The following is a 25,069-nucleotide window of genomic DNA, read 5'->3' as shown; positions in this document are numbered from 1 at the left end:
ACGTTTTAGCGGTTCAGAAAGCCCAGCAGGTCTTCGTTCAGCGCCTGGGCGTGGGTCATGGCAAAACCGTGGGGCGCACCGGCATAGACTTTCAGTTCGGCGCCCTTGATCAGCGCCGCCGCCTGTTTGCCGGTGGTTTCGAACGGCACGATCTGATCGCCGTCGCCGTGGATCACCAAGGTTGGTACGTCGATCTTCGCCATGTCCGGACGGAAGTCGGTTTCGGAGAACGCGGTAACGCAATCCACGGTGCCTTTCAGCGAGGCGAGCAGGGCGACGTTCAGGGTTTGCGTGAGCACGCCGTCGGAGACTTTCTGGCCCTGATTGGTGCCGTAGAACGGCGCGGCGAAATCAGCGATGAATTGCGCGCGATCCTTGAGCAGACCGGCCTTGATCCCGTCGAACACCGAGGTGTCGACGCCCTGCGGGTAGTCGGCCTTCTTGCCGAACAGCGGCGTCACCGCACCGAGCAGTACCAGCCCGGCAACGCGCTCGCTGCCGTGGCGGGCGATGTAACGGCTGACGTCGCCGCCACCCATGGAGAAGCCCACCAGCGTGACATCGCGCAGGTCGAGGTGGTTGATCAGTTGCGCGATGTCATCGGCAAAGGTGTCGTAGTCGTAGCCGGTCCACGGTTGATCGGAGCGCCCGAAACCACGGCGGTCGAAGGCAATCGTGCGGTAGCCGCGACTGCTCAGGTATTCCATCTGGTATTCCCACATGTCGGCATCCAGCGGCCAGCCATGGCTGAACAACACGGGTTTGCCGCTGCCCCAGTCCTTGAAATAGATCTGTGTGCCGTCATCGGTAGTGAATGTGCTCATGGGAACTCCTTGCTGTGGGCGATCGTTCGGAAGGCCGGATGCCGCAATGGCCGCCCATCACTATCGGCGCAAATCGCGGCTGTCACTTGTACGCAAGTGCTCAATTGCCATGGCGGGTGGCGTGGTTCTTTTCCAGCGTCACAGTTGTAAGATGCAACCACACGCTGGATTTGATGGAGAAACACCCTGTGAAGCGCAAAAGCCTGCACGGCAACGCCTGCCCGGTCGCCCGTACGCTGGACCTGATCGGCGATTGGTGGTCGCTGCTGATCATCCGCGATGCGCTGGAGGGCATCCGCCGCTTCAGCGATTTTCAGAAGAATCTGGACATCGCCAAGAACATGCTCAGCGCCCGGCTCAAGGCCTTGGTGGAGCAGGGGATCTTGCAAACGGTGCCGGCCGCCGATGGCGGTGCCTATAAGGAATACGTGCTGACCGAACGCGGCAAGGCCTTGCAGACGGTGATCGTTGCGCTGTCGCAGTGGGGCGGGGAGCACCTGTATGCGCCGGGTGAGCCGGGTTCGGTGATGGTTGATGCAAAGGATCGTCAGCCAATTCGCAAACTGCAATTGATGTCGGCTGATGGCCGCTTGCTTGCACCGCATGAGGTGGCGACGGAGACAGACGTTGAACACTGACAGGCGAGCGCAACATAGGTTTGACGTCAAAATGATGGCCATCTAATATCGCGGCGTTGTTTTGATGTCATTCCCCGTCCTGCTTGTTCAATAGAGATTTCCGCGTGAATAAACGTGTGCTCGTGATGTTGACCCTGCTGCTCGCGCTGCCAGGCTGCCATTCCAATGTGCGTAACTCTTCCCCCAGCCTGCTGAAAGACGGCATCCAGTTGCATCAGGACCAAGTGGTGGTGGACGCCCAGCACGCCAAGGTCATCATGAAATCATCTGGGGGCACCTATCCGGTGGAGTTTTCCATTCGCCGCGCCGATGATCCCGACCGCCGCATGGAAGTGCTCGGCACCGTTGTGGATTCCGGTCGTGGCAAGGTGTTCGGCTGGATCGCCAAACTCAACGAAGTGGCCAACAGCGCCACGGTCAAACGCTTTCCGCAACTGGAAGCACAGGCCGATGCCGGCAAGCCGTTTGAGGTGTCAGGGTATTCGAGCAGCCGGGTGACCGCCGGCATTTATACCTGTGGGCCGCTGAAAAACACCTTCACTCCGCAGCAGGGCAAGGTGTACCAGGTGGAATTCCAGTTCTCCGGTGATCTCTGCGAGCAACACGTCTACGACGTTACCCAACCCCCGCAGCGCATTCCTGTAGCAGGTTGATCTTGCATACGCGATGCATCGAATTCAGTTGAAGAAAGGAAATACCAAGTGAAACGCAATCTCTGCCTGGCACTCATCGTCCTGGCTGCAACACTGGGTGGCTGTGCCGCCAACAAACCGGGCAACGATCCATCCCTGATCGGTTCATGGAAAGGTGTGCGGTCGGAAAACGGCAAGTGCCAGTTCCTGTCCTGGAAAAACAACTTCAAGCCTGACGGCACCTTCAACATTACTTTCTTCCGGGATGCCCAGCAGACCCAGCCGATCCAGACCGAACACGGCATCTGGAAGGCGGCCAACGGCAAGAACGAGTTGCGCACCGCCGGCGTGCCCCTGCCCGATATCTATACCTACAAACTGATCGATGCCGACACGGTGCATTACGTCAATGTGGCGAAGGACCCTTCGGGCGATTGCCAGGAAGACTACGAGTTCACCGAGCACCGTATTCGCGGTTGAGTCAGTTTGCGCAAGAAAGGGGTGCATCCATTCTGGCCAATGGATGCGCCCCTTTTTTCATGGCTTAGCGGCTCCTGCTTCCATTGTTAATTCCTTGATACAAACCCGACAAAAGGTTGAAACGATTGTTTGACGTCAAAATGATGGCCATCTAATATCGCGCCACTATTTTGATGTCATTCCGTATCGAGGGATCGAACATGTACCCACCCGCCCTCGCGGCGAGGTTGTGCGCAGCTTTGCTGTGCCTGTCTCCACTTCAGATTGCCTTCGCTGCACCCACTCCCGGTGAAACCGACCTGATCCGCGATCGCCAGAATCGCCTGCTTGAAGAGCAGCAGCGGCGTCTGGAAGAACTCAAGGACTTGCCCGGCAAAGATGCCAAGCCTGCGCAACCGGCAGCGCCCACCGACACCCGCTGTTTCCCGATCAAGGACATCGAGCTCAAGGGCGCCGACAGTCTGTCCGACAGCGACAAAACCCGCTTGCTCAAGCCCTACATCGACCAGTGCCTCGGGGTGCCGCAACTCAACGAGTTGCTCAAGGTCATCACCGACCATTACATCGAGAAAGGCTTGGTCACCAGCCGCGCCTACCTGCCGCAGCAGGATCTGTCTGGCGGGCATCTGAAAGTGCTGGTGGTCGAAGGCAAGCTCGAAGGCATGAAAGGCGCCGAGAACAGCAAGCTTTCGGAGCGTGAACTGGCGATGGCGTTTCCCGGCAAGTCCGGCGATCTGGTCAACCTGCGCGAGATCGAGCAGATGGTCGATCAGCTCAATCGCCTGCCGTCCAATCAGGCCAAGATGGAGCTGGCGCCGGGCAAGAACGTCGGCGGCAGTGAGGTGCTGGTCACCAATACGCCGCAGAAGCCATGGCGGGCCGGACTGTCGCGCAGCAACGACGGCCAGCGCAGCACCGGCGAACAGCAGTGGGGCACCACCTTCGATTGGGACAGCCCGCTGGGCCTGGCCGATCAGTTGAGCCTGCGCGGCGGTCACGATGCAATGACCGATCACCAGCACACCTCCAGCAACGCCATGCTCAATTACAACCTGCCGTGGGGCTGGTGGAACTTCAGCTACACCTACAGCCAGAGTGACTACCGCTCGCAGATCGCCGCCAACGGCTACAACTTCAAGCAGACCGGCGACAGCGAAAACCATCAGCTGCGCGCCGAGCGGGTGATCCATCGTGACTCGGTGAGCAAGACCTCGCTCAGCGCCGGGCTGTCCTACCTGCGCACCAACAACTTCATCGAAGACAGCAAGCTCAAGCTGAGCAGCAACCGCATCAGCGAAGCGCAGTTCGGCTTCAACCACGGTCGCCGCATCGGCAGCGCCTTCATCAACTTCGACGCCGGCATGCAGGAAGGCATCGGCGCCTTCGACGCGCAGGGCAGCCACGATCCAGGCCCCGGCGAACCGGACGCACGCTACCGCAAATACACCGCGACCCTGAGCTACCTGCAACCGTTCAAGGTCTGGGGCGAATCCTTCAGCTTCAGCAGCCTGATGACCGGCCAGCGCAGCGAGGACGTGCTGTTCAGTTCACAACGCACCAGCCTCGGCGGGCTGTCGTCGATCCGTGGCTACAAGGATCAGTCGCTGTCCGGCGACAGCGGCGGCTACTGGCGCAACGATCTGCGCTGGAGCCGACCGGTCACGGCCGAATGGCTGCGCCCGGTGTTCGCTGAATACGGCACCAGCCTCGGTTACGACCAGGGCGTGATTCGCGGCGACCGTTACAACGGTGATCAGCACGGACGCATGTCGAGCAACTCGCTGGAACTGTTCGCCCGTGGCGAGCACGTGGCCGCCAGCGTGACCTTTGCGCACTCCCTCGAACGCCCGGACGTGCTGACCGAGCGTGAAGCGCCGATCTATTTCCGCCTCGACTTTTTCATCTAATTCAAATTCTTCGAGACCATCGACATGGATGTTCGTCAGTTCGCCTTCCTTGCAGGCCAGCCTTCTGCGGCCGTAAAAAACCGTGAGTCGTTTCTGGGCATGCCCAAGCGCGGGCTGGCGTTCCTGCTGGCGAACGTCATGTTCTGGCAACCGATGTGGGCGCAGGCCGACGGCATTGTCGTGGCCAACCCGAACACCGCGCTGGATCGTGCCGGTAACGGTGTGCCGATCATCAACATCGCCACGCCCAACGGCAGCGGGCTGTCGCATAACCAGTTCCACGATTACAACGTCGGCGCGCAGGGTGTCATCCTCAACAACGGCTCGAGCCAGACGTCGAACACACAATTGGGCGGCCACATCATCGGCAACCCGAACCTGAAAAACAGCGGCTCGGCGCAAGCGATTCTCAACGAAGTCATCAGCGGCAACCCAAGCCAGTTGCGCGGTTACACCGAAGTGGCGGGGCAGTCGGCGCGAGTGATCGTGGCCAATCCGTATGGCATCACCTGTAATGGTTGCGGTTTCATCAATGCGCCAAGGGTCACGTTGACCACCGGCAAACCGGTGCTGGATGGCGCGGGGCGGCTGGATCGTTTTCAGGTTGATCAGGGTTCTGTGGCCATTGAAGGCGCCGGCCTTAACGCGACCAACGTCGACCGCTTCGAAATCATCACCCGTAGCGCGAAGATCAATGCCGAAATCCAGGCGCAGAACCTGACCATCGTTGCCGGGCGCAACGACGTCAACGCACAGACCCTGAATGCCACGGCCCGTGCCGATGACGGCAGCACCAAACCGCAACTGGCAATCGACTCCTCGGCACTCGGCGGCATGTATGCCGGGGCGATCAAACTGGTTGGCACCGAGGCCGGGGTCGGGGTGAAGCTCGACGGTAAACTGATCGCCAGCGGTGGCGATATTCAGCTTGATGCTAATGGTCAATTGAGCCTGGCCGATACCTCGGCGACCGGTGCGGTCAACGTCAAGTCGGCCAGCCTCGATGCGCGCGGTCCGGTGTATGCCGGCACGGCATTGAACGTGCAAACCCAAGGCAATCTGACCAACCGCCAGACCCTGGCTGCCCGCGACAGTATCAACCTCAGTGCCGGTGGTCAGCTGACCAACGCCGGAGTCATCGAGGCCGGGGTCAATGCCGACGGCGGACGTAACGCCAACGGTGATCTGAGCCTGAGTGCGCAGAACCTCAACAACAGCGGCAAGAGTCTGGTGGCGAGCCGCAGTCTCACGGTCGCCACCGCTCAAACCCTGAACAACCAGGGCGGTACGTTGAGCGCTCAAACCACGACGGTCAGCGCTAACACACTAGACAACCGCAATGCCGGCCGTGTGCTCGGTACCGCGACAGTGAACGTCAGCGCCAATCAGCTATTCAACACGCGAGGACTGATCCACAGCGCAGGCAACCTGAACGGCAATCTTGGCCAGTTGGACAATAGCAACGGTGAGGTTTCCAGCAGTGGCGTCACCCGTCTCAACGCGGCGGCAGTGAATAATCGTAGCGGTCAGATCCTTGGCGATCTGGGGTTGAATATCGACCTCAGCGGCGCGCTGGACAACCGTGATGGCGTGCTCGGCTCCGGCCAGTTGGTGAGTCTGCAGGCGGCCAGCCTGGATAACCGCGATGGCGGTGTGCTCGTCAGCGACGGTAGCCTGACCGTGCGTCTGCGCGGCGCACTCGACAACCGCAACAAAGGCGACATCACCGCCAAGGGCGCCATCGATGCGCAAGCCGGCAGCCTCGACAACCGCGACGGCAAAGTCATCGGCAAAACCACACTGGCACTGCGCAGCGATACGGCAGACAACCGCACAGGCGTGATCCAGGCTGATCAGCAACTGACGCTCAACGTCGATCGCCTGGACAACCGCGACAAAGGCCAGATCACCGGCAAGTCCGGTATCGCTTACGCCGGTACACGTCTGGACAACAGCGGCGGACTCATCAGTGCGGTCGGTCCGGTCAGCCTCAACGCGGGCGAAGTGCAAAACGCCGCAGGTCGGATCTCCAGCCAAGGTGATCTGACTGCGGCCATCGGGTTGCTGCAACAGCAGGGTGGTGCGCTGGTCGCTCAGGGCAATCTGAGCCTGACCGGCAAGACGCTCGACAACCGCAATGGCGGTCTGGTCGGCACCACAAAAGCGCTGACCCTGACTGTCGACGACATCGACAACCGCAACGGCGAAATCTCCAGCAGTCTGCTGCTCAACATCAAGGGCCAGCGCCTGGACAACAGCGACGGCGGCAAGCTGCTGGCCGGCACCGATCTGAGCCTCGCCGTGGCGAAACTGATCAACCTGAATCAAGGCCTGATCAACGCCAAGGGCGCAACCACGCTGACCGGCAGCAGCCTGGATAACAGCGGCGGTCGCTTCAACAGTCTCAACGGTCTGGTGATTACCCTCGACGATGCCTTGATCAACGCGCAGGGCACTATCAGCAGCGAGGGCACGCTGACGGCCAATCTTGGCCGGTTCGACAACAGCGCCGGTAGCCTGAGCACAGCCAGCGTATTGTCGGTAACCAGTCGTGGCGCGGTGCTCAATCGGGCGGGTTCGATCAACACCGACAGCTCCTTGACCCTGACCAGCGCCAGCCTCGATAACAGCCAGAAAGGTTTGATCAGCGCCAAAGGCGCCAGTCATGTCGATACCGGTGACTTCGATAACAGCCTGAGCGGCAAACTCACCAGTGAAGCGTCTCTGACGCTCAAGGCCGCTCAGGTCAACAACGCCACTGGCCGGATTGCTAGCCAGCAAGCGTTGAACGTATCGGTCACCGGGCTGGATCAGCAGGGTGGCGAGCTGTTCAGCAAATCCGACCTGACCCTTGATTTGAACCACGGCCAATTGAACAACCAGAACGGTCTGATCAACGCGCCCGGCACGCTGCTGCTGAAAAACCTCAATGGCGTGAACAACCAGAGCGGCGAGATCTCCAGCCAGCAAGCATTCACCCTCGCCGCCAATGAGCTGGACAACAGCAACGGCAAGCTGATCAGCCAGCAAGGGCTGACGCTGCGCATTGCTCAAGCCCTGAATAACCTCAAAGGTGTTATTTCTGCGGCGGCACTCGACAGCCATTCTGTCAGCCTCGAGAACCAGGATGGCTTGATCAGCAGTCGTGGCCCCCTGGTGCTGACCACCGACAAGACCTTGAACAACCAGTCCGGCACACTCATCGCCGACGGTGAACTGACGCTGACCGCTGATACGCTGATCAACCAGCAGGGCAGCATTGCCGGCAAGTCCGATGCCAGTGTTCAGGTCAAAAACCTGAACAACCAGAACGGTAAACTGATCGCCACCGGTATGCTCAAACTGAGCGCCGAGACCCTCGACAACCGCCAGGGTGGCTTGCTCGGTTCGACCAAGGCGATGACCCTGACGGTCGCTGAGCTGGACAACCGTGGCGGCGAAATCTCCACCAACAGCGATCTGCTGCTGACCGGTAAAAAACTCGATAACAGCGATGGCGGCAAGGTCTTCACCAGCCAGGCACTGACGCTCACGGTCGATCAGTTGTTAAACCGCAACAAAGGCCTGATCGACACGGGCACGCTGCTGAAGCTGCAAGGTCGTACGCTGGACAACAGCAGCGGTGAATTGCTCAGCCAGCAGGACATGCTGCTGAACCTCAGCGGCGACTTCACCAACCACCTCGGCAAAGTCAGCAGCGAAGGCGCGCTGACCGTCAATACTGCGCAACTGAGCAATACCGGTGGCAGCCTGTCCAGCGCGGCGGATCTGACCCTCGACGGCAGCGGCAACATCGATAACCAGGCTGGCAGGATCGTCACCGATGGCGCCCTCGTGCTGAAAAGTACCGGCCTGGATAACCGGCAGAAGGGCACGCTCAGCGGCAAAGGCGCGGTCACGGTCACGACCGGTGACTTCGATAACAGCAGCGGTTCGCTGAGCAGCGCCGACACGCTCGATCTCGTCGCCGGCCAGGTGACCAACAGCGATGCCGGCAGCATCGGCAGCCAGGGCGTACTCACCGCGTCGGTGACCGGCTTCGATCAACAGGGCGGCAAGCTGCTCAGCAACACGCGCCTTAGCCTGGACCTGAACCACGGCCAGTTGAACAACATCAACGGCGTGATCAGCGCGCCCGGCACTCTGCTGCTAAAGCAACTCAACGGCGTCAACAACCAGGGCGGCACGATCTCCAGCACTGAAGCGTTCACCCTGACCGCGCAAAGCCTGGACAACAGCAACGGCAAACTCCTGAGCAATCAGGGCCTGACCCTGCGCATTGCCAACGCGCTGGATAACGTCAAGGGCCTGATCGGCGCGGCGTCGATTGATGGGCGGGCAGGCAGCCTGAACAACAGCGGTGGCAGCCTGGTCAGCCGTGGCGATCTTGAACTTACGGTCGATGGCCTGTTGCGCAACGCTGCCAGCGGCCTGATCAGTGCCGCGCAGGCGCTGAACATCGGCAGCGCCGATCTGAACAACCAGAGCGGCACGCTGCTGGGTGTCAGCGCGGTCACGCTCAATGCGATGGCGCTGAACAACCGCGACAAGGGTTTGATCAACAGCAAGGGCAACCTGACGCTGACCGCGATCGGTCTGGATTCCAGCAATGGCGGTGAAGTCTCCGCCGCGGGTGACATCGATCTGACCCTGACTTCGTTGACCCAGAACGGCGGCCGCCTGTTGGGCGACCAAGCCATCACGCTGGACCTGGCCAATGGCGACCTCGACAACCAGAGCGGCCTGCTCACCGCCAAAGGCCCGCTGACCCTCAAGCGTCTGCGCGATCTGAACAACCAGCGCGGTGAGATCTCCAGCAACCTGAGTTTTGACGTCATCGCTCGTGCCGTGAATAACAACGCCGGCAAGTTGATCAGCGGCGAAAAACTCTTGCTGCGTGGCACCTCGATCACCAACCAGAAAGGCTTGCTGTCCGGCTGGCAAGGGTTGAGCGTCAGCGGCAACAGCCTCGACAACCGCGACAGCGGCACACTCTCGAGCAAGCTCGGCGATGTCGCGGTCGATCTCAAAGACGCTTTGCTCAACAGTGGCGCCGGTGCGCTGGTCGCCGAAGGCAGCCTGACCGTCAAGGCCGGCAGCCTCGATAACAGCAACAAAGGCATTTTGAGCAGCGGAGCAGGGCAGCTCCTCACGCTGAACGGGGCGCTGACCAACGTCGGCGGCGCGATCAATGCGCAGCAGGCGATCACCGCCACGGTTTCGCGACTGGACAACAGTGGTGGCCAGATCGCCAGCAACGACGCGATCACCCTCAACCTCAGCGGCGACCTCAACAACAACGGTGGCCGACTGGCTGGCGCGGGCCCCGTGCTGATCAAGGGCGTGACTGATCTGAGCAACCAGAACGGCCAACTCGCCAGCCAGAAGAATCTGAACCTGTCGACCGGCACGCTGGACAACAGCAACAAGGGCACCATCGCCGCCAATGATCTGCTACAGATCACCGCCAGCGGCGCAGTGCGCAACAACGCTGACGGTTTGATCTACAGCCAGAACTCCGCGCTGCAACTGAAGGCGGCGAGCCTGAACAACGGCAAGGGTGCGCTGCAAAGCGAAAACGGCCTGACCCTGGATGTCAGCGGCGACCTCGACAACCAGAGCGGCAAGGTCATCGCACAAAACGGTGATGTGAGCATCAACGCCGCCAATATCGATAACCGTGGCGGGACTCTGTCCAGCATCAAGGGCGCGCTCGAAGCGCGCACGGTAGGTGTGCTGCGCAATGGCTACGACCTCAACAACAACCGTCAGGGCGGCATCATTCAGGCACAGGGTCTGAAGCTGTCGGCACTGGCCGGGCTGGACAACAACGGCGGACGCATCTCCGCGCAAGCGACAGACGCGAACATCACCACGGCCGGATTCGATAACCGCAACGGTGTGCTTTATGCCAAAGGTCTGGTGAGCGTCAGCGGCACCAATCTGGACAACGGCGCCGGGCAGATTGCCGGTGAGCGCATCGACTTCGGCCTCAGCGGCGCGCTGAGCAACGTTGCGGGCGTCATTGAAAGCAACACGCAACTCGCCGTCAGGGCGGCCAGCGTCAACAACCAGAATGGTCGTCTGCGTTCGCTGGGCAACTGGGGCAAGACCGATTTGCAGATCGGCGGCCAGCTCGACAACCGTAACGGCGTGCTGGAAACCGCCAACACCGACATGACTGTCAACGTCGGAAGCTTCCTCAATGACGGCGGGCAACTCAATCACGTCGGCCGCGGCAAGTTCGAAATTTCCACGGTCAATGTGATCGGTGCGGGTGGCAGCATCACCACCGGTGGGTTGCTGGAACTCAATGCTGATACCTGGAACAACAGCAGTGTCATCCAGGCTGGACGTTTGAACGTCAATGTTCGGCAGTTTAGCCAGACCGCCAGTGGACAGTTGCTCGCATCTGAGTCGCTGCAGGCGCGCGGTGGTAATTGGATAAATAATGGTTTGATCGCCAGTGATGGCGTCATCGATATGCAACTGGGCGGTAGTTATAGCGGCAATGGACGCCTGTCGAGCGTCGGCGGAATTAATCTCACAGCAGCACAATTGACGCTCGATTCTGTTTCCAGTATCGCCAGTGGTGGCGATATGCAGATCAAGATTGGCGGCTTGCTCAACAACGCCGGACGTCTGACATCCAACGCAGATCTTACCGTTGAAGCCGGCAGCCTCAACAATACAGGCACCTTGGGCGGCGCTCAGTCGGTAACGATCAAGACGCCGAACCTGGTGAATGATCGTGGCCTGATTTTCAGTGGTGAGAACACCAACCTTGAGGTCGCTAACCTCACTAATAGCTACGGTGACTTCTACAGTTTGGGCGACCTGACTATCAAGGGTTACGGAGGTGTAGAGCGGGCCAATATTCTGGAAAACATTTCCGGGACTATGGAAAGCGTTGGCAATATGTCGATCAACGCCGCGACACTGAACAACCGTGGAGAAAAGTTTGAAGTATCGCGAAAGTTGGTCTCCGGGTTCATTGCAACCAAGTGTAATGACTGCAGCGGTGATACCTATTACGTCGACTTTGGCCTGAAAGAAATTTACGAAGGGGGCGTGTCCGATCAGTCTCCCGGCGCGAAATTGACGTCCGGTGGGAACTTTACTTTCAACGGTGGAGACTTCCTCAACAGTCGCAGTGAAGTGGTGGCTGCTCGTGACATCACCGTCAATGCTGCCAACTTCAGCAACGTCGGTGCTTCCGCCGGCACTATCGAGCGCACGCGGATCTACAAGATGCCGGGCATTACTGACGGCACGTATTCACGCTTCATGCGTGGGGATGTCTGGGAGTACAACCAGCGCAATGATAATGGACCGCTGACGTTCCACTACATGGATGATGCCGGGCAGTTCCGTACTGGCAAGCATGCGAAGGAAACGTTTTTCCGCAAGGGGAGCGAAGAGGTACGCGATATTCTGGTCGATGCGGAAACCGGCCAGAAACTCATGAAGTACGGTGCCTATCAGCATCCGGCCACGGGTCAGAAATCAGAATACGACCCGAACAATTTGCTTTCGATTCCAGCCGCTCTTGCCAATTTGACGCCGGAAAGTGACATCGAAATTTCCCGCGATGGCGGGGCTGTGCAGAGCGCTGTGGTGCAGGCGGGGGGCAAGGTGAATATCACCGCGTCCCAGAACCTGACCAACAGCGTTATCCATCAAGACTACGGCTTCAGTGCAGGAGTCGACCGTCGCCAAAACACACAAGGCGGTGGTACAGGTAAACCGTTGCTGGTGCACCTTAACAGCCAACTGCCGCCGGACCTCGCCCAACAGCAGGTCAACCCGCTGTCCCTGCCAGGCTTTTCCCTGCCAACCGGGGCAAACGGTCTGTTCCGCCTGAGCGGCCAGGGCGCCGCTGATACTGCGCCAGTCGCCGCGACCGGCCCGGCGCCAACCTGGACCGTAGGTGGGCAAACCGTCACTACCGAGGCACACGTAGTAGCCGGAAGCAGTGGTGGCCCGCGCAACCTTTTCGTTGACGCCCCGCCTGCAGTCTCCGACAGCACACGCGCAGTGGATACGTTCCACCGCACCCCGAGCATCGTGCAGGCCGTCGCCAGCACGGTCGACGTCAACGTGCCGGTGAAACCCGCCGGTCCGGGCATGAAAGACCGCGGCAACGACGCCAGGGAGTCAATCGACACTCGTCCGGTGACCCGCGTCACCGGTCTGCCGGACACCATGGCGCCGTCCAACGCGCACAAATACCTGATCGAAACCAACCCGGTGCTGACCGACCTCAAGTCGTTCATGAGCTCCGACTACCTGCTGGAAAAACTCGGCTACGACCCTGACCAGAGCGCCAAGCGCCTCGGCGACGGCCTCTACGAACAACGCCTGATCCAGCAAGCCGTGACCGCCCGCACCGGCCAGGCGTTCATCGACGGCCAGACCTCCAACGAGGGCATGTTCAAGTACCTGATGAACAACGCCATCGCCAGCAAGGACGCCCTCAACCTGTCGGTAGGCGTCGGCCTCACCTCGCAACAAGTCGCCGCGCTGACCCACGATATCGTCTGGCTCGAAGAGCACGAAGTGAACGGCGAAAAAGTTCTGGTGCCGGTGGTTTATCTGGCGCAGGCCAATGGTCGTCTGGGTCCTACCGGGGCGCTGATTGCCGGTAATGATGTGACGCTGATTGCCGGTGAAAACCTGGATAACGTCGGGACGTTGAAGGCGACGAATAATCTGTCGGCGACGGCGGGTAAGGATCTGGTCAACAGTGGAGTGATTGAGGCGGGCAATCGACTTGATCTGTTGGCGACCAACAATATCGTCAACAAGTCCGGCGGGATCATCACCGGGCGCGATGTGAACCTGACGACTCGCACCGGGGATGTGATCAACGAACGCACCATCACCTCGTCCGACAACAGCACCCGCTTCGGCACCCAGCATCATGACTACGCCGACAACGCCGCACGGATCGAGGCGGCCAATGACCTGACCGTCAAAGCGGCCAAGGACATCAACATCACCGGCGGCGTGATGAAAAGCGGCGAGGACATGGTCCTGAATGCGGGGCGCGACATTAACGTGTCGTCGGTGCAAGTTACCAACAGTGTGTTCCATGACGATCGGCACAACAGCAGCGACATCACCCAATTGGGCGCTGACATTGATGCCGGGCGTGACTTCAAGGCTGATGCGAGTCGTGATCTTACAGTCATCGCCAGTCAGATCGACGCCAAGCGTGACCTTGCGATGTCAGCTACGGAAAACCTGACTGTTAGTTCGGCTGCTGATGAAGAACATTCTTTATCCAAGAATAAGAAAGTTACCCGTCAGGAAGATCACGTTAGCCAGGTCATGTCCGGTATTACCGCAGGCGGTGATGTGGCGTTGGCTGCGGGCCAGAATCTTGCGGTGATCTCCAGCCGTATCACCTCAGGGGATGAGGCTTATCTGGTGGCCGGGGACCGTATCGATATCCTTGCCGCGCAGGACACGGATTACTCGTTGTATGACATGAAGAAAAAGGGCAGCTTCGGCAGCAAAAAAACCAAGCGCGACGAAGTCACTAGCGTCACTCATGTCGGCACTGAAATCACCACAGGTGGAGACCTGATTTTGGTCAGCGGTGGTGATCAGCGCTATCAAGTGGCGAAGCTTGATAGCGGTAACAACCTGATGGTGCAAAGCGGTGGTTCCGTGACCTTTGAAGGGGTAAAGGACCTCAAGCAGGAAAGTCACGAAAAAAGCAGTAGTAGTCTGTCCTGGAACTCTATGAAGGGTAAGGGGCACACCGACGAAACCTTGCGACAAAGTGAATTGACCGCGGAAGGGAATCTGGTGATCAGAGCGGTCGATGGCCTGAAGATTGATATCAGGCAAATCGACCAGAAAACGGTGAGTCAGACCATTGAGACAATGGTGCAGGCTAATCCGCAGTTAGCTTGGTTGAAGGACGCCGAGCAACGCGGAGATGTGGATTGGCGCAAGGTGCAGGAGGCTCATGAGAGCTTCAAGTACAGCCACTCTGGACTTGGTCAGGGTGCGATGTTGGCGATCATCATCATCGTGACCGCATTGACTGCGGGTGCAGCAAGTGCCGCTGTAGGTACGGCGGCTGGAGCGACGGCAGGGTCGGGAACCGCCATGGCGGCTGCAGGAACTTCGCTTGCAGGCACGGCGACTGCCGCCGGTTGGGCGAATATTGCTGCAACTGCTGTGTTGACGTCTGCTGCCAGTGGCGCAGTGATCAGTACGATCAATAATGGAGGGAATCTGGGAGCAGTTATCAAGGATGTCACTTCAACCGACAGTCTGAAAAATTATGTAGCGGCTGGGGTTAGTGGTGGCATTGCGGGTCAGGCTATTGGTGTTCGATTGGCGGTTAATTCGGCACTGAAAACTGTTGTCAACGGTGGGAAGTTCAAAGACAACTTGAGTCAGGCGGTAATCGGCCTGGCGGCAGATGCCTTGAGCGGTGCCATTTACGAAAAAGTCGGTGATAGCCTTCTTGGCAGTGGTTTACCAACCAAAGTCGCCGTGCATGCGATTGTCGGTGGATTGATCGGTGAAGCTGCCGGTGGAGACTTTGCAACCTCCGCATTGGCTGCCGGCGCGAACAAGGCACTCATTGACTTAGCCGGGGAGAAAATATTCCCGGGTGCTGCGCACGATCAAGTACTGGCCATGACCTCTCAACTGCTGGGCATGACGGTAGCTGCCGCAGCGGGAGGAAGCGATAAAGATCAACAAGTTGCAGGATGGGTGGCACAGCAGGCTACAGCTAATAACTACTTGACCCATGCGCAGAAAGAGGCCATTTCCAAGCAATTGGTAGAGGCGTGCGGGAAGGATGTGCAATGTCAGGAAAATGAGCTGAACAAGTGGAAGCCTATAGCCGATAGCCAGAATGGTTTCAATGAGGCTGAGCAGGCTCAATTTGACCAGGCCAGCAAGACCCTGGGAGAGAAATTGCTGCTGAATTGTCAGTCGGATTTCTGTAAGGCTTTCACTTTAGTCAGCGTAAAAATGGCGAACCTGAGCTGTGGCACTATCTCGTGTTTGCGAGAAACAGCCGGAGAAACTCAAAAGTCGCAATACCTGCTGCAAGGGCAATGGGGTAAACTTTTTCTTGATGCGTTAGGAGACGGTGGTGCCATCGCGGGTGCGATTCTCCCAGTCCTTACGGCCTCCAAGGCAGTGGGAGGTGCAGGAGCAATTGTTGATGGCGCAGGTGGTACCGCTTCAACTGCCGCCAAAACTATCCCGTATGAGCCAGTCGGAACGATGGTGATGCAGGGCAATGCACCTGTATGTGGGCCAGCGTGTGCAGCCATGGTCATCAGTGATAACACGGGAAAAACTATTAGCCTTGAAAGTGTAATTGGTAATTTTGCAAATGGAATCAGACCATCTGGCGTCAATACGGTAGAACTGTCAGATGTGATATCCGGTTCCGGCATAAAAAATACCATTGATCTGTCCATGATGCCGGAACAACTAAATCAGGCGCTGAAAGAAGGCTTGAGTGTTATTGTGCAAGTTCCTGCGGGGCAGCAAAGGCATTTTCTTATAGTTGACGGTGTCAAGTCTGTTGGAGGAGTAAATTATTATATGACGCGGGATTCGTTTGCTGGTCCGCGAGGTGTCATGCAGGGAATGCTGGATGGCGTAATGTCAGGCGGTGTTAATGCGATTGTTATAGGAAAATAGTCATGAATACTGGCGACGTTGTTGAGTTGGAAGGGTGGCTTGTGGTTATTGGTTTTAGGCTCTTTCTCGTGCCTGAGGAGTATTCTGAAAATTACGAGGAAGGTGATAGGGTTGAAATATCCAGGCCAGAAATAATGTTTTCCATAATGGATAAAATTCTTCCTTTGGGTGGCGGAAAAAGTTCTATTTTTCATCGGGCGAGGATTGCCGGTGTTTTAGAGGATGTCTTGCCGGCAAAGGTTAAGGCAACCTCTATATTTGTTGAAGAGAGAGGGGGGAGCTTTATTTGTATAGATCTTGAGGATGACAGTCTTGAGAAGAATAAGACTCGGTATGATGAGTTTCTTAGGACGAATCAAGGCATAAAGTCCGATGATTGGCTTGATTATTTGTAGGGGACAAATGGGATAGACCACGTTTAATATAATTGGCTGAAACAATCCGTAAAATTTTGCCGTCATTTGAGTCTTGCAGCGCGCTAAGCTTTCAGTTCGACCAATTGAAAGGACTCATTGATGCCGCGTAGACCCCGAGTTTTGATACCAGGCGTACCACAGCACTTGATTCAACGAGGAAATAATAGATCTGTTTGTTTTTTTTACGAAGGAAGACTACCTTTTTTACCTGGAGCTTTTGGTCGAACAGGGTTTAAAAAGTAATTGTGATATTCATGCGTAGTGCCTAATGACTAATCATATTCATTTGTTAGTCAGTCCTCATCATGCCAACAGCGCAAGGCTGCTGATGAAAGGTGTTGGTCAGAGATGAGTCCAATATATAAATCGTACGTATGGTCGCAGCGGAAGTTTGTGGAAAAGCCGGTATCGTTCCTGCCTTGTAGAGAGTGAACGATATTTGTTGTGCTGTTATCGATGCATTGAAATGAATCCTGTTAGAGCGAAAATGGTAATTCATCCGGTGGGTAAATGGGGACAGACCACGTTTGGAAAGCACTCCTAAAATGTGGTCTGTCCCCGTTAACCCCAGCAGATAAAGTCCTACGAGAAATTAGGTGTCAAGGTGATAAATACTTTGGATCAGCTCTTTTTGTATGGTGCAAGCAGAGGAGGGTTATAACCATGTCGTTATCGGCAATGATCATTTCATCAGAAGAGTTGAACACAGAAGACTTCAAAGAAATCATCTTGGCGCACGGTGGGTTCGTGAGTTCCGGCAAGCCCTTTCGGGGCGGCGTTAGCGAGGGCAATTCGGAAATCTGGCTGGCATTGCATTCAAAAGATGTTCTTGAAGAATTTTACGATGCCGAAGATCTGCAAGGGTGGCAGGATGTCTTGGGGGGGAGCCGCAGGTAATGATTGAGCTTAACCTCGATCATACCGAGCATGCGAAGTTAATTTACTTGAAGGTTTTTTTGAGTTTTGCGGAAGCTTGGCCTTGTGTTTTAAATGACGTGGACGATTCTATTCTTTCCCACAGTTCAGTTTGTGAGAAATACAAGAACCTTCTGGGCGGGTTATAAGAGGAGTGTCGCGATACAGATAGCACGTCGCCGCGGGTTCTGGTGACGTGGGTTATTGAGCCGTTCAATTACCCGTTGATGGCTCGTGAATCTTCGTGGGCTCAATTGTCAGTGTTGGGCCGTTGTAACGCTGGAGCGGAGTGTCAAAAATTGGCCAAAATGCCATTGTTGTTTATGTTGTTTGAGAGTGTCAGATTTTTTGTGTGCGGGCCGGTAATGGCCTGCCGTCAGGCAGGCCTTCATTTCACCAGTTCGGCCTGATGAATCGGTCTCCATATAAAACCGCAAACTGATTCATGGCGCTTTTCCAGTCATGGGCGGCGCTGCCCCAGTTGGCGGTGATGTTTTTCAGCGCCAGCCAGATCAGTTTTGTCGCCGCCTCATCGGTTGGAAAGTGGCCTCTTGTCTTGATGATCTTGCGTAACTGCGAATTGATGCTTTCGATCGCGTTGGTGGTGTAGATCACTTTGCGTATCGCGGGTGGGAACACGAAAAATGGGATAACCCGCTCCCAGGCGCGTCTCCAAGCCGCCGCTATCGTCGGATACTGCTTGCCCCACGGCCCCGCTTCGAAGGCGTCCAGAGCCTGTTCGGCGACATCGGCATTGAGAGCTTGATAAATCGGCTTAAGGGCCTTGGCCAGTTCACGGCGCTTGTCCCACGCCGCGTAATCAAGGCTGTTGCGGATCAAATGGACGATGCATGTCTGCAGCGTTGTCTCTGGAAACACCGCACTCAAAGCCTCCGGCATACCTTTGAGCCCGTCAGTTACCGCGATCAGCACGTCTTCGACGCCCCGGGTTTTGAGGTCATTGAAGACCTTCATCCAGAACTTGGCACCTTCAGTGTTCTCGATCCAGATCCCCAAAATATCTCGGGTCCCATCCGGCAGCACGCCCAGAGCCAAGTAGATGGCCTTATTGCGAACCACGCCTTCGTCACGGATCTTGACCCGCAGAGCATCGAAGAAAATGACCGGATACATGGGCTCAAGCGGGCGTTGCTGCCAGGTACTGACTTCCTCCAGAACCGCATCGGTGACGGAGCTGATGAAGTCATGAGAGACATCTGTGCCGTACTGTTCCGAGAGGAAAGCACGAATCTCGCGAACGCTCATGCCACGGGCATACATGGCGATGATTTTGTCGTCGAAACCCGTGAAACGGCGCTCGTGCTTGGGGATCAGGATCGGGGCGAAACTGCCGTCGCAGTCTCTGGGAATATCCAGACGCAACGGGCCGTCTTCGGTCAGCACGGTCTTGCTGCTTCTGCCATTACGCTGATTACTCGAATCCTCAGGGCGCTCCGCGCCCTGAGGATAACCAAGGTGGTGCCCCATCTCGGCGCCAAGGGCTCGCTCGATCAGCGCTTTCTTAAACGCCATCGCGGCATCCTGAATAGCGTCGGCACTCATCGGGCCGCTGACGAACTGGTCGATCAGCTCTTGGGGAATGGAAGGAAGGTCACGCTGGGCCTCTCGGGCCGGTTTCTTTTTGGGCGGCATACATGCACCTCTGCGACATGTTATGCCCGAACACAAAATTTATGACACTCCCTGTTGTTTATGTTGTTTCTCATACTTTCAGGCTGCAACACCCACGTCAGAGACTCTTCCCCCAGTCTTTTAAAGGAGGGTGTCCAACTTCAGCAAAAAACGGTAACGCCAGATGCACAACACGCCAAAGTCATCATGAACTCGACAGGCTACACATACCCTGTCGAGTTCTCGGTTCGCCGGGCTTCAGATCGCGATCAACGAATGGAAGTGCTGGGTACTGTGGTGGATTCCGGGCGAGGCAAGGTGTTCGGCTGGATCGCCAAGCTTAACGAAGCGGCCAATAGCGCCACGTTCAAGCACTTCCCTCAGCTGGAAACTCAAGCCAATGCTGACGAACCCTTTGAGGTATCGGGGCGTTCCAACGGCATGGGCACCGGCAATACATACAGCTGCGGGCCGCTGATCAGTACCTTTACGCCGGAACGAAGCAAGGTCTACCTGGTGGAGTTTCAGTTTGTCGGGCAGGGTTGCGAGCAGCATGTTTACGATGTTAGCCGGCCGGATCAAAGTGTTCTCATCGGAGCCCCACCCGTTTGAAATTAACCATTGATTTCCCTGACAACCTGATCACTGATGATTTGCTCAAAAAGCGACGGATTCCGTGCCTTTGCAAAGTTTCAACGCAATTCGAAATCTCCTTCTCGGATACAGTTCCTGAATCGTCCGGGGATCGTATCTGGCTGGAATTGTGAGGAGCTGGAACGACATGCGGTCGCCGGGGCGGGTGGTCAATACACCCACTATGCCAATAGTCTGATTACCTTAAGCATAATTGGCGAAGACCTTTACCAGATTATTGATCTTGAAATGTTCTGCCGAAGCTTTGGTTGGTGCGCCGTTTTCCGAGATGGACAATATGCGCCTGCCGGAAATTTTTGGGACGATGAGTCCACGTAAAACTAAAACGCCCCGAACTCTATCGGGGCGTTTTCATTTACCGGGCTGAACCGGCTAAGTGTTTATCGAAACGCCGGCACCACGTCCCTGATAAACAACTCCAACGACTTCTTCTTCTCCGCATGCGGCAAGCTGTTATCACACCAGAAACTGAACTCATCCACCCCCAGTTCCTGGTAATACTTGATCCGCGGAATAATCTCTTCCGGCGTACCAATCATCGCCGTCTTGTGCAGGCTCTCCAGCTCAAACTCTGGACGCCCGGCGAACTTCTCTTCCGGGCTCGGGGCGAGGAAGCCGTTGACCGGTACTTCCTTATTGCCGAACCACGCATCGAAGGTGCGGTAGAAACGCGAGATCGCCTTGGCGCCAACTTTCCAGCCTTCTGGGTCGTCAGCCGAGTGCACGTGGGTGTGGCGCAGTACCATCAATTGCGGGCGCGGGACGTCGGGGTTGTTGTCCAGTGCGGCCTGGAATTTGTTTTTCAGGTCGACGACTTCTTCGTCGCCTTTCATCAACGGCGTGACCATCACGTTGCAGCCGTTGGCCACGGCGAAGTTGTGTGAATCCGGGTCGCGGGCGGCGATCCACATTGGTGGGTTGGGCTTTTGGATCGGTTTTGGCACGCTGGTGGACGTGGGGAATTTCCAGATGTCGCCGTCGTGGGCGTAGTCGCCTTGCCACAGGGCGCGGACCACCGGGACCATTTCGCGCAGGGCCTGACCGCCGCTGGAGGCGGGCATTCCGCCGGCCATGCGATCGAATTCGACCTGATAGGCGCCACGCGCCAGGCCGACTTCCATGCGTCCGTTGCTGATGACGTCGAGCAGCGCGCATTCACCGGCCACCCGCAGCGGGTGCCAGAACGGCGCGATGATCGTGCCGGCGCCGAGGTGGATGGTGGTGGTTTTGGCGGCGAGGTAGGCCAGCAGTGGCATCGGGCTCGGCGAGATGGTGTATTCCATCGCGTGATGTTCGCCGATCCACACGGTGCTGAAACCGCCGGCCTCGGCCATCAGGGTCAGTTCGGTCAGGTCTTCGAACAGTTGGCGGTGGCTGACGCTTTCGTCCCAGCGTTCCATGTGGATGAACAGGGAAAATTTCATGACGCTTCCTCGGATCTTTTGTTGTTGAGGCTACAAAACTGTGTAGGAGGGGGCTTGCTCCCGAAGGCGCTGGATCAATCGACATCTCTGGTGGCTGACACATCGCCTTCGGGAGCAAGCCCCCTCCCACAGTGGATTTGTGTGGGGGTGAAATTTTGCTCAAGCCAGAACGGGCAGGGCGCCCATCTTGCCGTGGCAATACACCAGCGGCCCGGTGTGCTGCTCCGGGACGATCAGATTCTTCACCGCGCCGACCATGATCGCGTGGTCGCCGCCTTCATATTCGCGCCACAACTCACACTCGATGATAGCCGTCGCATTGGCCAGGATCGGGTTGCCCAGCTCGCTCAACGTCCACTCGATGCCCTGCGCCTTGTCCTTGCCTTTACGGGCGAAGGCATAGGCTTCGCTTTGCTGGCCGCCGGACAGGACGTGGATCGCGAAGCGCTTGTTCTTGATCAGCACAGGGTAGGAGTCGGAACTGTAGTTGGGGCAGAACAGCACCAGGGCCGGGTCCATCGACAGTGAACTGAAGGCGCTGGCGGTGAGGCCGACGATCTGGCCGTCATCGTCCAGCGTGGTGATGACGGTGACGCCGGACGGAAACGAGCCCATGACTTGTTTGTAGATGGCAGCATCGATCATTGGACGGTCCTCGGGTGTTGTGACGCGATTTTTATGTATTTGTTGGTCTGATGGTATACCAGTATTTTTTCTTTGCAAGGGCTTTTAGGCTGAACCGATAAACGTGGTGCTTTCGTCGGAAACTCAGCGTTTATTGGGCTTTCGGCTGGCCTGCAGGCCACGGTATCAGTGAGGATGGCGTATCAGATGGCGCCACAAACTACGTATCAGTCTTGTGAAATGTTTGGAATACCATAATATGGTCTGCATCTGAGGGGCGACCCAGAGTTCCCCCGGTTTGGCTTCATACAAAGATAAGAACAGACAAACTCGAGTTCATGCATATGTCCCAGATGTCCCGGCAAGATCCGTTGATCGAGAATCACACGGTCGACTACGTCCCACTCGCGGAACGCCACGGGAAGGCCCGCGACCTTTTCACTTTATGGTTCAGCACCAACATCGCGCCACTGCCCATCGTCACCGGCGCCATGGTGGTTCAGGTGTTCCATCTCGACTTGCTCTGGGGCCTGCTGGCGATTGCGCTGGGGCACCTGATCGGCGGCGTGGTGATCGCACTGGCCTCGGCGCAGGGGCCGCGCATGGGCATTCCGCAAATGGTTCAGAGTCGTGGCCAGTTCGGGCGTTACGGCGCACTGCTGATTGTGTTTTTTGCGGCGCTGATCTACATCGGCTTTTTCATTTCCAACATCGTGCTGGCCGGTAAGTCGATTGTCGGCATCGCACCTTCGGTACCGGCGCCGCTGAGCATTCTGATCGGCGCACTGGCGGCCACGGCGATTGGCGTGATCGGCTACAACTTCATCCACACGCTCAACCGCATCGGCACCTGGGTGATGGGCAGCGCGCTGCTCGCCGGTTTCATCTACATCTTCGCCCACGACTTGCCGGCAGACTTCCTGACGCGCGGCAGCTTAAACCTGTCGGGCTGTCTGGCAACGGTGTCGCTGGGGATCATCTGGCAGATCAGTTTCTCGCCGTACGTGTCCGATTATTCGCGTTACCTGCCGGCGGATATCGGTATCGCCAAACCGTTCTGGGCCACTTATCTGGGGGCGACGCTGGGGACGATTCTGTCGTTCAGCTTTGGCGCCGTGGCGGTGTTGGCGACGCCGGAAGGCACCGAGGCGATGGCCGCAGTCAAGCAGTCCACCGGGTGGCTGGGGCCGATTCTGATGGTGCTGTTCCTGCTCAACATCATCAGCCATAACGCGCTGAATCTGTACGGCGCGGTGCTGTCGATCATCACCTCGATCCAGACGTTCGCCAGTCAGTGGACGCCGAGCATCAAGGTGCGCGTGGCGTTGTCGAGTGTGGTGCTGGCGGGTTGCTGCGTGGTGGCGCTGGGTGCCTCGGCGAATTTCATTTCGCAGTTCATCGGGCTGATTCTGGCGTTGCTGCTGGTGTTGGTGCCGTGGGCGTCGATCAACCTGATCGACTTCTACCTGATCAAGCGCGGCAGCTATGACATCACCTCGATTTTTCGCGCGGACGGCGGCATTTACGGGCGCTTCAATCCGCACGCGATCATTGCCTATTTCATCGGGATCATTGTGCAGCTGCCGTTCGCCAATACCTCGTTGTATGTCGGGCCGTACGCCAATCTGGTCGATGGCGCGGACCTGTCGTGGCTGTTCGGCCTGGTGGTGACAGTGCCGTTGTATTACTGCCTCGCCACACGTGGGCAGACCCAGAAGCAACGTGGCGAGGGGATTTATCCCCGATCGACTGCGAAGCAGTCGTGAAATCAGCGAGTGCGGGCCCCTTTGAGATGTAAAGGGGGCCGCTTCGCGCCCCATCGGGGATGAATCCCCTCACCACAAGTGATCCTCGCCCAGCCTCCGCATTCCAGTGGTCATTCAAATTGGCCATTTCGATCCCCTTTTGGCCCATCCCCCACTGTGCCGCGACTCCGCGGTCGGCAAGAATCAAACCACAACAAAACGCTGGACTTTGCTTGCCCTTGGCTACCTTTACAGCCGCTGCCGTGTACAGAACATAAAAACCATCGATCTCACGTCGCATTCCGGGGAAACAACCATGGTCACTATGAAACGCATTCTGGGTGCCACCGTGTGTGGGCTGACGCTGCTGGCCAGCGCGGTACACGCCGAACAGCGCGAGCTGCGGGTGTACAACTGGGCGGATTACATCCTGCCGTCGGTGCCCAAGGATTTCGCCGCGAAGACCGGCATCAAAGTGACCTGGGACACCTTCGACACCAACGAATCGCTGGAGGCCAAGTTGCTCACCGGCAACTCCGGCTACGACCTGGTGGTGCCGTCGAACCAGTTCATCGACACTCAGATCAAGGCCGGGGTATTCCAGAAACTCGACAAGTCAAAACTGCCGAACTGGAGTCATCAGGATCCGGCGCTGCTCAAACTGCTCGACGCCAATGACCCTGGCAACCAGTACGGCGTGCCCTACATGTACGGCACGGTACTGATCGGTTTCAACCCGGCCAAAGTCAAGGCAGCGCTCGGCGACAACGCGCCGGTGGACAGCTGGGATCTGGTGTTCAAGCCGGAGAACATGGAGAAGCTCAAATCCTGCGGCGTGGCGATGCTCGACTCGCCGTCGGAAATTCTGCCGCTGGCCCTGCATTACCTCGGCCTCGACCCGAACAGCCAGAACCCGGCCGACTATGAAAAGGCCAAGGACCTGATGCTGAAGATTCGTCCTTACGTGACCTACTTCAACTCGGCCAAGTACATGACCGACATCGCCAATGGCGACATCTGCGTGGCCATCGGTTACTCCGGCAGCTTCTACCAGTTCGGCAACCGCGCGAAAGAGGCGGGCAACGGTGTGGTGGTTGACTGGCGCTTGCCGAAGGAGGGCGCGCCGATCTGGTTCGATACTTTCGCCATTCCGAAGAGCGCGAAGAACGTCGAAGAGGCGCATGAATTCCTCAACACCTTGCTCGATCCGAAAGTCATTGCGCCGATCAGCGACTTCCTCGGCTACCCGAACGTGAACAAGGACTCGATGCCGCTGGTGAACAAAGACATCACCGGCAACCCGAACCTGACGCCGACGCCTGAGGCCCTGAAAACCCTTTATGTAGTCCAGCCACTACCGCAAAAACTCGAACGGGTACGCACGCGGGTGTGGACCAGCATCAAGTCCGACAAGTAACGCCGCGGTCACCTGTAGGAGTGAGCCTGCTCGCAAAGGCGCCGGACCAGGCAACATGGATGCTGAATGTGCC

General features: G+C 57.5%; 14 protein-coding genes. 10 read left to right on the top strand and 4 right to left on the bottom strand.

What is annotated here, in order from left to right:
* Positions 1–5: 5 nt before the first annotated feature.
* Entirely contained in the window at positions 6–824 is an 819-nt protein-coding gene (locus E3Z29_RS19135) for an alpha/beta fold hydrolase (RefSeq protein ID WP_098964313.1), read from the bottom strand.
* Between the two features lie 188 nt (positions 825–1,012).
* On the opposite strand from E3Z29_RS19135, the gene E3Z29_RS19130 reads away from it, so the two are divergent.
* From E3Z29_RS19130 to E3Z29_RS19100, 7 genes are all read left to right on the top strand, one after another.
* Entirely contained in the window at positions 1,013–1,462 is a 450-nt protein-coding gene (locus E3Z29_RS19130) for a helix-turn-helix domain-containing protein (RefSeq protein ID WP_134786628.1), read from the top strand.
* Positions 1,463–1,587: 125 nt separating this feature from the next.
* Positions 1,588–2,115: a hypothetical protein gene (locus E3Z29_RS19125; protein WP_262415694.1), complete on the top strand. Its 528-nt coding sequence runs from the start codon at positions 1,588–1,590 to the stop codon at positions 2,113–2,115.
* Positions 2,116–2,163: 48 nt separating this feature from the next.
* Positions 2,164–2,574: a hypothetical protein gene (locus tag E3Z29_RS19120; RefSeq protein ID WP_134786626.1), complete on the top strand. Its 411-nt coding sequence runs from the start codon at positions 2,164–2,166 to the stop codon at positions 2,572–2,574.
* A gap of 200 nt (positions 2,575–2,774) precedes the next feature.
* Complete coding sequence (locus E3Z29_RS19115) at positions 2,775–4,481, top strand: ShlB/FhaC/HecB family hemolysin secretion/activation protein (RefSeq protein ID WP_134786625.1); 1,707 nt, start codon at positions 2,775–2,777, stop codon at positions 4,479–4,481.
* A 24-nt stretch (positions 4,482–4,505) separates the two neighbouring features.
* Positions 4,506–16,169, top strand: a complete 11,664-nt coding sequence (locus tag E3Z29_RS19110; protein ID WP_134786624.1) for a filamentous hemagglutinin N-terminal domain-containing protein — start codon at positions 4,506–4,508, stop codon at positions 16,167–16,169.
* Between the two features lie 2 nt (positions 16,170–16,171).
* Positions 16,172–16,564, top strand: coding sequence for a hypothetical protein (locus E3Z29_RS19105; protein ID WP_134786623.1), 393 nt, complete (start codon positions 16,172–16,174; stop codon positions 16,562–16,564).
* Positions 16,565–17,248: 684 nt separating this feature from the next.
* Positions 17,249–17,482 (top strand): hypothetical protein, encoded by a 234-nt coding sequence (locus tag E3Z29_RS19100; protein WP_134786622.1) that lies wholly within the window; start codon positions 17,249–17,251, stop codon positions 17,480–17,482.
* Between the two features lie 411 nt (positions 17,483–17,893).
* Here the strand turns inward: E3Z29_RS19100 and E3Z29_RS19095 are convergent, their stop codons facing one another.
* On the bottom strand, positions 17,894–19,153 hold the full coding sequence (locus tag E3Z29_RS19095; protein WP_134786621.1) for an IS256 family transposase: 1,260 nt from the start codon (positions 19,151–19,153) through the stop codon (positions 17,894–17,896).
* A gap of 60 nt (positions 19,154–19,213) precedes the next feature.
* Here E3Z29_RS19095 and E3Z29_RS19090 point away from each other — a divergent pair, with 60 nt between their 5' ends.
* Positions 19,214–19,744 carry a hypothetical protein gene (locus E3Z29_RS19090; RefSeq protein WP_134787599.1) on the top strand — a complete coding sequence of 177 codons (531 nt, stop codon included), beginning with the start codon at positions 19,214–19,216 and terminating at the stop codon, positions 19,742–19,744.
* A 422-nt stretch (positions 19,745–20,166) separates the two neighbouring features.
* Here the strand turns inward: E3Z29_RS19090 and E3Z29_RS19080 are convergent, their stop codons facing one another.
* Both E3Z29_RS19080 and E3Z29_RS19075 read right to left on the bottom strand, forming a co-directional pair.
* Complete coding sequence (locus tag E3Z29_RS19080; RefSeq protein ID WP_134786620.1) at positions 20,167–21,210, bottom strand: LLM class flavin-dependent oxidoreductase; 1,044 nt, start codon at positions 21,208–21,210, stop codon at positions 20,167–20,169.
* 159 nt (positions 21,211–21,369) lie between these two features.
* Positions 21,370–21,855: a flavin reductase family protein gene (locus E3Z29_RS19075; protein ID WP_003225754.1), complete on the bottom strand. Its 486-nt coding sequence runs from the start codon at positions 21,853–21,855 to the stop codon at positions 21,370–21,372.
* Positions 21,856–22,178: 323 nt separating this feature from the next.
* Here E3Z29_RS19075 and E3Z29_RS19070 point away from each other — a divergent pair, with 323 nt between their 5' ends.
* Both E3Z29_RS19070 and E3Z29_RS19065 read left to right on the top strand, forming a co-directional pair.
* Complete coding sequence (locus E3Z29_RS19070; protein WP_134786619.1) at positions 22,179–23,600, top strand: cytosine permease; 1,422 nt, start codon at positions 22,179–22,181, stop codon at positions 23,598–23,600.
* Positions 23,601–23,895: 295 nt separating this feature from the next.
* Positions 23,896–24,996, top strand: coding sequence for a polyamine ABC transporter substrate-binding protein (locus E3Z29_RS19065; protein ID WP_047598364.1), 1,101 nt, complete (start codon positions 23,896–23,898; stop codon positions 24,994–24,996).
* Positions 24,997–25,069 lie beyond the last annotated feature (73 nt).

It is taken from the genome of Pseudomonas sp. S150, from assembly GCF_004526365.1.
GTDB classification, from domain to species: Bacteria; Pseudomonadota; Gammaproteobacteria; order Pseudomonadales; family Pseudomonadaceae; genus Aquipseudomonas; species Aquipseudomonas putida_A.
The sequence above is the reverse complement of the archived record's forward strand: the minus strand, read 5'-3'. Positions and strand labels throughout refer to the sequence as shown.